General features: G+C 63.2%; 17 protein-coding genes. 8 read left to right on the forward strand and 9 right to left on the reverse strand.

The window, feature by feature from the left end; genetic code table 11:
* Positions 1 to 2 precede the first annotated feature (2 nt).
* Positions 3 to 206, forward strand: coding sequence for a hypothetical protein (locus C4N04_RS24250; protein WP_106797204.1), 204 nt, complete (start codon positions 3 to 5; stop codon positions 204 to 206).
* A gap of 56 nt (positions 207 to 262) precedes the next feature.
* Positions 263 to 910 carry a hypothetical protein gene (locus C4N04_RS24255; protein WP_179363813.1) on the forward strand — a complete coding sequence of 216 codons (648 nt, stop codon included), beginning with the start codon at positions 263 to 265 and terminating at the stop codon, positions 908 to 910.
* A gap of 591 nt (positions 911 to 1,501) precedes the next feature.
* Here C4N04_RS24255 and C4N04_RS24270 read toward each other — a convergent pair.
* Positions 1,502 to 2,191: an HAD family hydrolase gene (locus C4N04_RS24270; protein WP_106797205.1), complete on the reverse strand. Its 690-nt coding sequence runs from the start codon at positions 2,189 to 2,191 to the stop codon at positions 1,502 to 1,504.
* Between the two features lie 157 nt (positions 2,192 to 2,348).
* Positions 2,349 to 3,737, reverse strand: a complete 1,389-nt coding sequence (locus tag C4N04_RS24275; RefSeq protein ID WP_183599161.1) for an MFS transporter — start codon at positions 3,735 to 3,737, stop codon at positions 2,349 to 2,351.
* Positions 3,738 to 3,855: 118 nt separating this feature from the next.
* Here C4N04_RS24275 and C4N04_RS24280 point away from each other — a divergent pair, with 118 nt between their 5' ends.
* Positions 3,856 to 4,755, forward strand: a complete 900-nt coding sequence (locus tag C4N04_RS24280) for a LysR family transcriptional regulator (RefSeq protein ID WP_106797206.1) — start codon at positions 3,856 to 3,858, stop codon at positions 4,753 to 4,755.
* A gap of 119 nt (positions 4,756 to 4,874) precedes the next feature.
* On the opposite strand, the gene C4N04_RS24285 is transcribed toward C4N04_RS24280, so the two are convergent.
* From C4N04_RS24285 to C4N04_RS24300, 4 genes are all read right to left on the reverse strand, one after another.
* Positions 4,875 to 5,318: a hypothetical protein gene (locus tag C4N04_RS24285; RefSeq protein WP_096772267.1), complete on the reverse strand. Its 444-nt coding sequence runs from the start codon at positions 5,316 to 5,318 to the stop codon at positions 4,875 to 4,877.
* 9 nt (positions 5,319 to 5,327) lie between these two features.
* Positions 5,328 to 5,672, reverse strand: coding sequence for a hypothetical protein (locus tag C4N04_RS24290; RefSeq protein ID WP_038687366.1), 345 nt, complete (start codon positions 5,670 to 5,672; stop codon positions 5,328 to 5,330).
* Between the two features lie 51 nt (positions 5,673 to 5,723).
* Positions 5,724 to 6,296 (reverse strand): hypothetical protein, encoded by a 573-nt coding sequence (locus C4N04_RS24295; RefSeq protein ID WP_086156430.1) that lies wholly within the window; start codon positions 6,294 to 6,296, stop codon positions 5,724 to 5,726.
* 181 nt (positions 6,297 to 6,477) lie between these two features.
* On the reverse strand, positions 6,478 to 7,164 hold the full coding sequence (locus C4N04_RS24300; protein ID WP_086156082.1) for a metalloregulator ArsR/SmtB family transcription factor: 687 nt from the start codon (positions 7,162 to 7,164) through the stop codon (positions 6,478 to 6,480).
* A gap of 70 nt (positions 7,165 to 7,234) precedes the next feature.
* Between C4N04_RS24300 and C4N04_RS24305 the strand changes: the two genes are divergently transcribed.
* The 3 genes from C4N04_RS24305 (at position 7,235) to C4N04_RS24315 (ending at position 9,427) form a co-directional block, all read left to right on the forward strand.
* Complete coding sequence (locus tag C4N04_RS24305; RefSeq protein WP_009989779.1) at positions 7,235 to 7,564, forward strand: NIPSNAP family protein; 330 nt, start codon at positions 7,235 to 7,237, stop codon at positions 7,562 to 7,564.
* Positions 7,561 to 7,911, forward strand: coding sequence for an antibiotic biosynthesis monooxygenase (locus tag C4N04_RS24310; RefSeq protein ID WP_096762576.1), 351 nt, complete (start codon positions 7,561 to 7,563; stop codon positions 7,909 to 7,911). The genes C4N04_RS24305 and C4N04_RS24310 overlap by 4 nt, the downstream gene beginning before the upstream one ends.
* A 373-nt stretch (positions 7,912 to 8,284) precedes the next feature.
* Positions 8,285 to 9,427: a site-specific DNA-methyltransferase gene (locus C4N04_RS24315; protein WP_039618319.1), complete on the forward strand. Its 1,143-nt coding sequence runs from the start codon at positions 8,285 to 8,287 to the stop codon at positions 9,425 to 9,427.
* Between the two features lie 93 nt (positions 9,428 to 9,520).
* Here C4N04_RS24315 and C4N04_RS24320 read toward each other — a convergent pair whose 3' ends face one another.
* The 3 genes from C4N04_RS24320 to mutY are packed head-to-tail and all read right to left on the reverse strand — an operon-like array spanning position 9,521 to position 11,604.
* Entirely contained in the window at positions 9,521 to 9,892 is a 372-nt protein-coding gene (locus tag C4N04_RS24320; RefSeq protein ID WP_038687371.1) for a nuclear transport factor 2 family protein, read from the reverse strand.
* Between the two features lie 3 nt (positions 9,893 to 9,895).
* Positions 9,896 to 10,510, reverse strand: a complete 615-nt coding sequence (locus C4N04_RS24325) for an HAD family phosphatase (RefSeq protein ID WP_096762575.1) — start codon at positions 10,508 to 10,510, stop codon at positions 9,896 to 9,898.
* Between the two features lie 2 nt (positions 10,511 to 10,512).
* The gene (gene mutY / locus C4N04_RS24330; RefSeq protein ID WP_106797207.1) at positions 10,513 to 11,604 is read right to left on the reverse strand and encodes an A/G-specific adenine glycosylase; all 1,092 of its coding nucleotides are present in this window, start codon (positions 11,602 to 11,604) and stop codon (positions 10,513 to 10,515) included.
* A gap of 108 nt (positions 11,605 to 11,712) precedes the next feature.
* Here mutY and C4N04_RS24335 point away from each other — a divergent pair, with 108 nt between their 5' ends.
* Both C4N04_RS24335 and C4N04_RS24345 read left to right on the forward strand, forming a co-directional pair.
* Positions 11,713 to 12,210: a DUF721 domain-containing protein gene (locus C4N04_RS24335; protein WP_038692305.1), complete on the forward strand. Its 498-nt coding sequence runs from the start codon at positions 11,713 to 11,715 to the stop codon at positions 12,208 to 12,210.
* 552 nt (positions 12,211 to 12,762) lie between these two features.
* Positions 12,763 to 12,978: a TraY domain-containing protein gene (locus C4N04_RS24345; RefSeq protein WP_106797208.1), complete on the forward strand. Its 216-nt coding sequence runs from the start codon at positions 12,763 to 12,765 to the stop codon at positions 12,976 to 12,978.
* Positions 12,979 to 13,061 lie beyond the last annotated feature (83 nt).

Here is a 13,061-nt window from a genome sequence, read left to right on the forward strand (position 1 = left end):
CCTTGATCTATCGCTGGAAGAAATTCGACCGGGCAGAGCCGGGGCCTGCTCTGCCGGAAACCGGCAAGCGGCTGGCCTCAGGCCATACCATTGCCGTTATCTTGTTGAAGTTGCCCGCATCCGGCGGCGAAAAGTGCATCAAAACGGCGCGTACCCAATCGATTTTTGTTTGCGCCGCTGATATAGACCATCGCAAACCGTCGTGAAAGGCCTCGCGAAAAAGACTGGGGCCTCCAAGAAACGCTTGTGCAAAGGGTGGAACATAGTGCTCGGCAAGGTCTCGCGTCTTATCATCTCCACGTCTTTCGTTGCCCTGCTTGCCGGCTGCAACTCGCTCGGCATCGGCGGCGACAGCAAGCCGGAGGCGGCGCCGACCCAGCCGAACGGCAATGCTCAGATCATGCCGCTGGCGCCGGCCAACCCCTCCTCGAACAACCCCTCGATCGGCACGGCCAAGACGGCGCAGGGCGCCGTCGCCCCCGTCGTCCAGGGCGCCTGCCCGCAGATCTTCCTGCGTGACCAGGATGCGATCTTCCGCACCTATGCCAAGGGCAAGAAGGACGACCCGCAGCAGATCGTCTTCCAGGCCTCCTTCGGCGACTACACCCGCCAATGCACGCTGAACGACACGGCCCTGACGATGACCGTGGTCGCCCAGCTGCGGCTGATCACCGGCCCGGCCGGCAATCCCGGCCCGGTGACGCTGCCGGTCCGCGTCACCATCCTCGATGGCGAGAACGTGCTCTATTCCGAGGTCACCAAGTTCCCGACCGAAATCCCCGCCGGCTCCCCGGGCACGCAGGTCATCTTCCGCAAGGAAGGCATCCAGATGCCGGTCGGCGCCGGCGCGCTGGTGCGCGTCAACGTCGGCTTCGACACCCAGCCGGCGAAGAGCAAGAAGAGCAGCTGATTATTTCGGGTAAAGTGCGGTCTGGCCGCCGCGTGAGCCGGCCGGTTCGAGCAACATCTGGCAGCCTCATCGATCTGTTCCGGGGTCATCGCGCGGACAACGTTTCGCATTTGGCTGCTGATGGCGTTTTGACGTGAGACGGAGACGACCGCCGCCCCTGGGATCCACAGCTCCGCACTCGACTTCTTTAATTTCCCTGGGGTTGGATGCCGTGTCTCTTCACGGGGTGGCAGCCGCATGGATCCCAGGGTCAAGCCCTGGGATGACGGAGGAGATGTGGTGCCTGGTGACATCGGCTCAGCAGCCGCGATAGAGCGACGGCAAAAACAGCGCCTCAAAATTGCGCCGGCGGTGCGTCTGGCGACGAAGCCAACCCCACACTCCGTCATCCCAGGGCTTGACCCTGGGATCCACAACCTCGCACTTGGCTCGCTAATTTCCTCGCAGATGGATGCCGTCGCTCTTAACGCAATGCCCGCTGCATAGGCTCCGGATTAAGGCAGAGGACGACGGAGCGAGGGGAGGCCGGAGAGCATCCGGCAGCGGCGGCGGGCGATGGTCGTAGCCTGCCCGCGCAATGACCGCAGGTTCCTAAAGCACGCCTTCCCAGGCCGCCAGCGCGGCAACCACGCCCGGCAGGTCGTTCATGCGGGAAATCACCGTCTCGGCGCCGGCATCGGTCAACTTGTCGGCATGGGCAGGGTAGCTGTGCGAGGCGCCGGTAAAGCCGATGACGCGCATGCCGGCGGCGCGCGCCGCATGCACGCCGTGCACGGAATCCTCGACGACGACAGTTTTGTCGGGCGAGACGCCCATGCGGCTTGCGCCGTGCAGGAAGATGTCGGGCTTCGGCTTGACGCGGTCGGGACCGAGATCCTTGGCGGAGAAGATGTAAGGTGCAAACAGCGGCTTCAGACCCACCTTGGTGAGCATCATGTCGAGCCGCTTCGTGCTCGAATTCGAGCAGATGCAGCGCTTCATCGGCAGCCGGGAGACGGCGAATTCGACGCCCGGTATGGCCTTGACGTCGTTCGCCAGCCTGACGTCGAGCACTTGCTCCGACTTATCAAGCAGCGAGGCCGAAAGCGGGATGCTCGCCTCGCGCTCGATCTGCAGCAGGATGTTGTGCCATGTCATGCCGGCGAAGCGCTCGCCCATTTCCTCGGCGCCGATCGGATATCCGGCTTCCGTCAACAGCGCGGATTCGACCTCCGCGGCGATGATTTCGGAATCGACGAGAACGCCGTCGCAATCGAAGATGATGAGGTCGAAGCCGTCCATATGTTCACGCCTTGCTGAAAGTCTGGTCTTGTCAGGGGATGCTGCGGCTTTACACGATGGCAGGCCAAAGCTCAACCTGATCTCCAGCATGGCTGCGATGCGGCAGGCGACCGGCTCGGTGGAACCACGGTCGCCGGACGCCCATGAAGCGGGCACTTCAGGCCGTTGCAGGCTGCCCCGCCGCTTCGTAACGAGCTCGGCTCAGGCTGACCAGGCCGGCGATCGCCGTGCAGCCGGCTGCAATGGCGACCGCGAAGTCGAGCGCCGCCGACAAGGGCAGCGTTGCGAAAATGATCGACATCGCGACCCCGCCCAAGGTTTGGCCGAGAAGCCGCGCGGTCCCTTGCATGGCGCCCGCGGCACCGCTTCTGGCTTTCGGTGCCGAAAGCAGCAGAATTCGGTTGTTGGGAGTCTGGAACAGTCCGAAGCCGAGGCCGGCGATCACCGTGCCGACGAGAAATCCGATACCTCTCGGGTCGGGCGGTGTGAGACCGGCCACCAGAAGGCCAAGCGCCATAAGCGCGCCGCCGATTCCACAAAGCCATGAGGTCTTGAACCGGTTTGCCAGACGTCCCGAGATCGGCGCGATGATTGCTGTCGCGGCAGGCCAGGGCATCATGTAGAGACCAGCCAGAACCGGCGTCATGTGCAGCCTGTGTTGGAGGTAGAAGGGCAGGGCGATGTAGCTCAGCATCTGTCCGCAGAAGCAGGAGATCGAGGCGATCACCGCCATGCGGAATGCCGGCGCCGCTAACAGGTCGGTCGGAATCAGAGGCAGGTCACTGTTTCGTTCCAGACGCAGCAGGGCGAATAGGCAGGCGAGTGAGGCGGCGATGAGGGCGGCACCGCTGACCGGCGCGGTGGCTATCCGGTCGGCGCCTGAGAAGAACAGGATGAACATCAGCGTATTGGCCAGCAACGCCTTCGCCTTCAGCTTCCGCTTCGCGCCCTCAACGTGGCCGAGCAGGCCGCCGCCGAGGAGAACGATAACGCCGAGCGGTATATTGACCGCAAACAGCCAAGGCCAGGTCGTGACGGAGAGGATGGCGCCGGCAATGCCGGGGCCGGCGGCGGAGGAAATTGCGATGACCATGGCATTGATGCCGATGATCGGACCGAGCATGCGCTGCGGCAAGGCCTGGCGCAGGATCATCATCGCCAGCGCCATGATCGCGCCCGCGCCAAGGCCCTGGGCGAAACGCGCAAGGATCAGCAAGGGCAGGTCGCCCGCCAAGGCGCAGGCTGCGGAAGCCGCGGTGAACAGCGCGACGCCGATCAGGAAGACCCGCCGGGCGCCGTAGATCTCTCCGAGCGCCCCGCATGGAAGAATGGCGACGAGCACGGCCAACTGGTAGGCCGAGACGACCCATACGGTGTTATCCGCTTCCGCCTGCAGCGAGAGTGCAATCGACGGCAAGGCGACATTGGCGATCGCTCCATCCAATACGACGAGAACAACCGCCAGAAGCAGGAGGGCGACCGCCAGATAGCGTCGGGGCGCCGCCAGACCTTCTTGAGAAACCGGTGTGGTGTAGCTGAGAGACATGGGGAAATCCTCGGTGTGCCTGGGATGGTGACTAGTTACTCCCAGCTCACCAATTGCGCCAGACGCAACGGAAGCAATGATCAGTTGCGCGTGGCGCCACGTCTGCTAGGATCGCGCCATGTCTGATCTCGATCTGAACCTTCTGGTGGCGCTGGACGCTTTGCTGGCCGAACGAAGCGTATCGGCTGCCGCGCGCCGGCTTGGCCTCAGCACGTCCGCCATGAGCCGGACACTGTCACGCTTGAGGACTGCGCTCGGTGATCCGATCCTGGTGCCGGCCGGCCGCGGCATGGTTGCGACGCCCCATGCCCTGGCCATTGCCGAAGATGTGCATCTGTTAAAAGACGCTGTGAAAGCGGTGCTGAGCCCGCCGTCGACCGTCGACATTCGGGAGGTGCAGCGCCACTTCACGATCCGCGCCAACGAAGCCTTCGTGCTTCTCTACGCCGCGGATCTGAGCGCCGCAGTGACGAAGGCTGCACCGGGAATAAGGCTTCGTTTTGCGCCGAGATCCGACAAAGACGTTCAGGCATTGCGGGAGGCGGCGATAGATCTGGACATCGGTGTGCTCCCGCGAGACAGCGGCGAGCTGCGTTGCCAGAGCCTTTTCGAGGATCGCTACGTCGGCGTCGCAAGGGTGGGGCATCCGATCTTCGACGCAGACCGGATAACGGCTGAGCGTTATGCTGCCTGCGGCCACGTAGTCTTCTCGACGCAGGCGGACTACGCCGGGCCGGTCGACAGAGCGCTTGCCGAACTGGGCTTGGATCGGGATGTCAGACTGATCGTGCCGAGTTTCCCGGCGGTGATTTCAGTTGCAGCCTCATCCGATCTGATCGGTTCGGTTCCGAAGTCCTATTGCAGATCCGCGGCGACGAGAGAGATCAGAACCTTCGACCTGCCGGTCGCCGTGCCGGGTTTCAACATCGTCCAGGCCTGGCACCCGCGCATGGACGCAGATCCCGCTCATCGCTGGCTGAGGGCGCTTATCTTCGAGACGTTCCACTCGATGAACTGAACACGGGCCGGTCAGGGTCTAGCTCTTCACGAAGACGCAGAATGTCAGCAAGCACTTCGGCTCCGGCCCATCGAGGGCCATGGGCTCGCCTCCGTCCGAGTGAAGCGAGCCCTCCTGACCTACTGCTCCGGCAGGATGATTTTATTGGTGGTGGTACTCTTGACCGGCTTCTCGCCGGGCACATGCGACATGGTGCGGGTCGTGCTTTGCAGCGAGTCGCCATCGGTGCTGGTCTTGGTGCGCGACTTGCTGAACGTTCCCTGGTCGACCGCCTGGGCCTTGGTCTGCGCCTTCAGCTTGTCGCCATTGTCGTTGATATGAGTCTTGCTTTGCGCCTTGCCGTCGGTTGTGGCCGCACTTCCCCCCGATCCGATCGAGGATGTCGTGCCGCCGTCGGTCTGGCAGGCGCCCGCCGTTCCCACAGAGCTGGCGGATGTACCGCCGGCCGAAGCGCTTCCAGCCGTTCCGACGGTGCCGGCCGCATTGCATTCTTCCGCAAGGACGGCCGAACTCGACGCGAGTAGAGCGATCGAGGCGGCCGCGATAAGATTGATATGTCTCATTGCCATCTCCTATTTCGCAGGTTTCGTTATCGAACAGGTGCCATCGGAACGCTTGGTGATGACGGTGCCGTCAGGCCGGGTGATGCTTGCAGTGGAAAAGCTGTCGACGCTTCCGGAGCTGGCCGAGGAGCCGGCAGAGGCGGATGACGAGGACGAGCCGGCCGACCCGCTCCCTGTTGTGGTCGAGGAAGACACCTGCCCATTGCCAGCCGTCACGGTGGTGGAAGTGTTACCCGCCTGTGACTGAACGATCGTGCAGGTCGTTCCGTCGTCGAGCTTGATCTCCTCCGACATGGTTGGGCCGGCGATCAGAGCGAGCGAAGCGGCGAGTGCGATTATGGAAAACCGGGTCATTGGTTTATCTCCCAAGGGTTTGGCCGGCGCCCCAAGGGCGCCGGCCCGGGATCATTTGCAGTCCTCGGTGCCGGCGGCATCCTTCTTGACCTGGCCGGGCGCGCAGCCCTTCTTGCCCTGGTTGTCGTTGGAGCCTGCAGCGCTGCTGCCGGTGCCGACGGTGCTGCCCGTTTTGTCTCCGTCAGCCGACGAGGCGCCGGTGCCGACACTCGAAGCCGAATTCGCATCGCCCGAGCCTGCGGCGGAGCCGCCTGTGCCGACTGAGCTGCTCGATGTGCCGCCACCGGCCGAGGAACCGCCCGTGCCGAGCGTCGAAGCGGAACCGGAGCCTGATCCCGAGCCCGCGGCCGAGCCGCCGGTACCAACCGAGCTGCTCGATGTGCCGCCGCCAGCCGACGAGCCGCCTGTGCCGACTGTCGAGGATGAACCGGGGGTGCAGTTGGTCGCGCCGGCAGGGCAGGTGCCTCCGGCAGAGCTGCCACCAGTACCGACCGTGCTGCTCGCAGTTCCGCCGCCGGCCGACGAACCGCCGGTGCCGACCGTGCTCGAGGATTGGGCGAAGCCGGAAGCCGCCGTGCCGGCCAGAAGGGCCGCAGCCAATGCCAGATGTGTTACCTTCATCATGGTATATTCCTCCATTTGTCGTTGAGCTGCTGTCGCCTTCCAAGAGAATGGACAGCTGCCTGACAAACTTCGGTTACATCGTGACTGTTCCTATCCTGGGCCCTCAGTCGGATAGGCGCCGGACCTTGGTCTGGTCCCGTCGCCCCGGGTTGCGGAGCTACAAAAAACTTCAGGTCTATGCTTATGCATCGACCGGAAACAGCTTCAGGAACTGCCGGTCGCCTTCCGGCGAGAAGAGGATCGAGCGGCTTTCGGCGGTGCGTCTGGCCCAGCCCTTGTCGAGGAAGCTGGACAACAGCGCCTTGCCGAGGCTGCCGGCCAGATGCGCCCGTCTTTCGCTCCAGTCGAGGCAGGAGCGGCAGAGCGGTCGGCGTGACGATTTGAGGCTGCCGACATCGATGCCGATGCGCTTGAGGTCGCCTTCACCCTTTTCCGTGAGTGCCAGGCCGTCGCCGACCGCTGCGATCGAACCCGACGCAATCAGGCTGTCGAGCATGCGCACGCCGTAATCGCCGGCCAGATGATCGTAGCAGATGCGCGCCTTGCGCAGCGCCGGTTCCTTCGGTCCCGGCCGGTGGCGCAGATGCCCGCGCCCGGCGGCAAAGCCCATCATGCTTTCGATCAGCCGGGCGACGGCCTCGTCGGCCAGCGTGAAATAGCGGTGGCGCCCCTGCTTGCGCTGGGCAAGCAGGCCGCCCGCTTCGAGCTTGGCCAGATGCGTGCTCGCCGTCTGCACGGTGATGCCGCCGACCCCGGCAAGCTCGGTCGCCGTCAGCGCCCGCCCGCCGGTCAGCGCCGCCAGCATGTTGGCGCGGGCGGGATCGCCGATCAGTGCGCCGATCTGCGCAATGTCAGGACCTTCCTTCATAGTTCGATCGTAACCGAAGCATCGCCGTCAGGCAATGTGCGAAAAACGGGGAAGCAAAAAGGAGACCCCGATGATCACCTGCTTCATCCGCTACGAGATCGACCCCTTCAAGAAGGAGGCATTTGCCGAGTATGCCCGCAACTGGGGCCAGGCGATCCCTCGGAACGGCGCCGACCTGATCGGCTATTTCGGCCCGCACGAGGGTTCGGCGACGACCGCTTACGGCGTCTACAACATCGAAAACCTCGCCGCTTACGAAGCCTATCGCGCCAGGCTGGCCGCCGACCCGCTTGGCCGCGACAATTACGAATTCGCCAGGCGCGAAGGCTTTATCCGGAAGGAAGACCGCATCTTCCTCAAAAACGTCTCCGCCCCTCACGCCAAGCTGGTGCTGCCATGATCGCCGTCATCTTCGAAGTCGTGCCCTATATGGGCGAACGCCACAAATATCTCGATCTCGCCGGCGAATTGCGATCGGAGCTCGAAAAGATCGACGGCTTCATCTCGATCGAGCGTTTCGAGAGCCTGACGAACCGCGGCAAGCTGCTGTCGCTCTCCTTCTTCCGCGACGAGGAGGCCGTCAAAAAATGGCGCAACCTCGATGCTCACCGAGCCGCCCAGCAAGCCGGCCGCGGCGGCATCTTCGCCGACTATCGCCTGCGCATCGCCAGCGTCCTGCGCGATTACGGCATGTTCGAACGCGACGAGGCGCCGGCGGATAGCCGCAAGGTGCATGATGCGGCGTGATGGTGTTTCTCGCTGGTTGGGGCACGCGCAGGAGCTCCATATTAAGCGAAATTCCGGCCTGGGAGATCGGCGAGGGCGCCCCTCATCCGGCTGCCGCCACCTTCTCCCCGCGCGCGGGGCGAAGGGGATATGCCGCATCCTCTCGGTCCCTCTCCAGCGTTTCGCAGGGCACGTCCCCTCTCCCCGTCGGAACGGGGAGAGGGTTAGGGTGAGGGGCAATCATTAGTATGAACCGGACAGTGCCATCTCTGCCGACTCGGTCCGACTACTGGCGCAATAAATTCCCGAAATCAGCCACCCCTTCAGCCTTTGGTAACTAAGTTGCGTAACCATAACGGAGAGTTAAGCGTATAGCGTATGAGTGAGTATCAGAATGGCATCAGTTTTTCCGCTTGCCGACCTCAAGGCCTCCGTCAAGTCGGATTCCCGGCCGGACTCCTGGGTTGACACGATCATCAAGGGCGACTGCGTCAGCGCCCTTGAAGCCTTGCCCACCCACTCCGTCGACGTCATCTTCGCCGATCCGCCATACAATCTCCAGCTCGGCGGAACGCTGCACCGTCCCGATCAGTCGCTGGTCGATGCCGTCGATGACGAATGGGATCAGTTTGCCTCCTTCGAGGCCTATGATGCCTTCACCCGCGCCTGGCTGCTCGCCTGCCGCCGCGTCTTGAAGCCGACGGGCTCGATCTGGGTGATCGGCTCCTACCACAATATCTTCCGCGTCGGCGCGACGCTGCAGGATCTGAACTTCTGGATCCTCAACGACATCATCTGGCGCAAGACCAATCCGATGCCGAATTTCAAGGGCCGCCGTTTCCAGAACGCCCATGAGACGATGATCTGGGCAAGCCCCAATGCCAAGGCAAAGGGCTATACCTTCAATTACGATGCGATGAAGGCCGCCAATGACGACGTGCAGATGCGCTCGGACTGGCTGTTCCCGATCTGCAACGGCAATGAGCGGCTGAAGGGCGAGGACGGCAAGAAGGTGCATCCGACCCAGAAGCCGGAAGCGCTGCTCGCCCGCGTCATCATGGCCTCGACAAAGCCGGGCGATATCGTGCTCGATCCCTTCTTCGGCTCGGGCACAACGGGCGCCGTCGCCAAGCGTCTCGGCCGTCACTTCGTCGGCATCGAGCGCGAGCAGGATTATATCGATGCGGCCTCCGCCCGCATCGCCGCCGTCGAGCCGCTGGGGAAGGCGGAACTGACCGTCATGACCGGCAAGAAGGCCGAGGTGCGCGTCGCCTTCAACGTGCTCGTCGAAAGCGGCCTGATCAAACCCGGCCAGGTGCTGACCGACGCCAAACGCCGCTACAGCGCCATTGTTCGCGCCGACGGCACCGTCGCTTCAGGCGGCGAGGCCGGCTCTATTCATCGTCTCGGCGCTAAGGTGCAGGGTCTCGATGCATGCAACGGATGGACCTTCTGGCATTTCGAAGACGGGCAGTCCCTGCGCCCGATCGACGATCTCAGGTCCGTCATCCGCAGTGATCTGGCAAAGGTGGAGTGAGCAACGCCTTCGGCGGATCGAAATACCTTCTTCCGGTTTCCTCCAGTTGCGGAAGAAGGCCAAGGCGCCCGGAGTTCAAGCTCCGGGCGTCTTCTATTTTTGGAAATCCTTGTAATCGGTGACGTCGACGCGGGTGATGCGGCCTTCGGCATTGAAGGTGATCGTCTCCTCGCCCTCGCGGATCAGCGGCTTGCCGGTCTTGCTGTGGGTGGCGCGGAGCGACCAGACGGCCCGGCCGGACAGCGGCGTCAGCGTTTCAACCAGCGAATTCTCCGCCGTCTGATCGGGATAGTCGTCGAAATAGCGCCGGAAGGCGGCCATGATCTCTTCGCGGCAGGCAAGACTGCCGACGCCGTTCGAGACATAGGTCGCGTCCTGGGCGAAATAGCCCTCGATAACAGGGAAATCGAGGGCGTTGATCGCGGCGTGGAAGCGTTCGATTTCCTCGGCCGGGTCGAAAGCCATGGCTCAGACCTTCAATCCGTAGGCGGCAAGATCATTGCGTAGCTTCTCGGCGCCCGAAAACAGCACCGCGTTCCAGCCGAAGGCCTTGGCGCCTTCGACATTGGCCGGCGCATCGTCGATGAAGATCGTCGCCTTCGGATCGAGACCGAAGCTGTTCGTATGCGTTTCGTAGATCGCGATATCCGGCTTGATCAGGCCGATATCGCCGGAAACGGTGACGCCGCGCGGCAGCTTGAGGAAGGGAAAGCGCTCCTGCGCCTCGCGAAACGTGTCGGAGGCGAAATTGGTCAGCATCGTCACGTCCCGTCCGTCGGCGATCAGCCCTTCCAGGATCGCGACGCTGTCGTCATAGGCGTGCGGCACCATCTCGTGCCAATGTTTGCGGAAGGCGCGGATATGCTCTTCGCGAGCCGGATGTTCAGCAATCAGCAGCGCTTCGGCATCCGCCCAGGTGCGGCCGCGGTCCTGCTCGACGTTCCAGTCATGGGTGCAGATATTGGCGAAGAACCAGTTGCGCTCGGTTTCATCAGGAATGAGCCGGCTGAAGGGAAGATGCGGATCGTAGTGAATGAGGACTTTGCCGATGTCGAAAACAATATGCTGTATGTCGGTGGTCATGGTTATGCCCTGGATGTTTTGAACGCGAGAGGAATAGCCGCTGCGATCGCTTTTTTCATGACGGTCGGCAAGGCCTGCGCTTCAAGATTTGTAACCGGCTCCCACCATCCGTCATCCGCTTCCAGCTTCTGAACGATCGCCGCGCGCCAGATCGACAGCCTGAGCTCGAAATGGGTGAAGACATGGATGACGGTGCCGCAGGCCTGCCAGGCGGCGGCGAAGGGCGCGGCCGTGACGGAAGTCTCGCCGTCGAGGCGCGCCGTCCAGGCCGTCGTCGGCACCTCGGTCATGCCGCCGAGCAAGCCGCTTTCAGCGCGCCGCCTGAGCAGGATCTCGCCGTCGCCGGTCACCGCGATGAAGGCGGCACCCTGCCGCACAGGCTTTTCCTTCTTCGCCGTCTTGACCGGAAAGAGTTCGGGATCGCGAAGCTTCAGCGCCTGACACGATCCGCGGAACGGACAGAGCGAACAGGCCGGCCGCTTCGGCGTGCAGATCGTCGCGCCGAGATCCATCATCGCCTGGGCGAAATCGCCGGGCCGGTTCGCAGGCGTCAACAGCGTCACCTTGTCCTTCATCACAGGCTTGGCGCCCGGAAGTGGCGCCTCGATCGCATAGAGCCTGGAAATCACCCGCTCGACATTGCCGTCCATGACGGCCGCCTGCCGGTTGAATGCGATGGCGGCGACGGCGGCTGCCGTATAGTCGCCGATGCCGGGCAGCGATTTGAGACCGGTTTCGGTATCGGGAAAGACGCCGCGATGGTCCTTCGCCACCGCTTCGGCGCATTTCTTCAGGTTGCGGGCGCGGGCGTAATAGCCCAGCCCCGCCCAGGCGGCCATCACCTCGTCGTTCTCGGCGGCGGCAAGGTCGGTCACCTCAGGCCAGCGCTCGAGAAACTTGGCGAAATAGGGTTTGACCGCCTGCACCGTCGTCTGCTGCAGCATCACCTCTGACAGCCAGACGCGATAGGGATCGGGTTTGACGCCGCGTGCCGCCATGCCGGGCGACACCCGCCAGGGCAGGTCGCGGTGATGGCGGTCGTACCAGTCGAGCAGGGGCTTTGCAGAGAGGCTGTCTAGTGTCGTGATCGTCATGATTTGCCGGGATCAGGGGAAGGCCCTATACTTGGCGAAGCAATGCCGGCGGATCAAGCCGGCGATGCGAATTGCCTGCGCGATTGGCAGGGGCGTCCAAGGGTTTCGATGAGTTATCCACGCAAAGATGTAAAGCAGATTTCCGAGCTGGCGAACGGGCTGATCGATCCCGTCCTGGCGCGCCGCGCCGGCATCAACACGGCGCTGCTCGGCTCCTGGAGCGAAATCGCCGGCGAGGATTTCGCCGATTGCACCCGGCCGGAAAAGATCGCCTGGGCCCGCGGCGGCGGCGACGACGGCAGCTTCCGCCCCGGCGTGCTGACGATCGCTTGCGAAGGTGCGCGCGCGCTTTTCCTCACCCATGCCCAGGGCGAGCTCATCCAGCGCATCAACAGCTTCTTCGGCTTCGCCGCCGTCCACCAGATCCGCATCGTCCAGAAGCCGGTCTCCCAGGCCGTGCGCCGCTCCCGCACCCCGCCGCCGCTGAAGGGCGAAGCCGCCCGCAAGCTGGAAGGCATGATGGAAGGGATAGAGGGCGACAAGCTGCGCCAGGCGATCCAGCGTCTTGGCACGGCGGTGATGGGGAAGCGGGGGAGTGGGCGCTGATGAGCAAGATGCCTGAATTGGTCCGAAACGCTGAGACTGGCTGTGATCGGCGTAGGGATGCGAGCGATGAAATCACGCGTCGACAAATCCGGGAGGCTATAGACGATCCGAGCACGGATATCGATGTCGATGCGGTTTTTGAGCGATTGGAGCGATTGCACGCTGAGCGGATGAAGGCTGAGGACTCCGTCGCTTAGCCCGCGCCGCGCATTCATCAGCGGGCTATGGATCCCAGGCTCAAGGCCTGGGATGACGAGATCGAGGAGGGCGACAGGCTGGAGGCGCCAATGCTGGATGCGCTTCACCCGTCGCGGCAAGAGCGATGTGCGCGAGCGTCGCGGAACTGCTGCACATTTCCAGGCGATAAGGCGTCCGCCTCTTGCCAATCTCCTCAACCTCCGTCATCCCAGGCCTTGAGCCTGGGATCCACGCGTCAGGGCTCGGCTGCATGGCTGATCCAGCGGTCCTCGAAAACCACGGACGTCCAAGCGAAGGCCTACTGGCGATGGGAGCTTCTGAGCGCTATACCCAATAGCGGACGGGAGAAAAATCATGCTGGCCTTGCGGTTGCCACCTGATATCGAAACGCGGCTCGATGAGCTTGCCAGGCGTACGGGGCGCAGCAAAAGCTTTTATGCACGTCAAGCCATCATCGAAGATCTAGAGGATATCTATCTCGCCGAAAAACGCCTCGACGAGCTTCGCGAGGGCGAGAGCGATAGTGTGCCGCTGGCCGAGCTGGTCGAGTGCCATGGTATGGAGAATTGACTTTCACCGAGCAGCCGAGGGTGAGCTTGGAAACGTGGGCATGCTGCCATCGGCAACCGCCGCGATGTCTATCGATAATCAGC

The organism is Rhizobium sp. H4 (assembly GCF_003013335.1).
Lineage (GTDB): Bacteria > Pseudomonadota > Alphaproteobacteria > Rhizobiales > Rhizobiaceae > Rhizobium > Rhizobium sophoriradicis.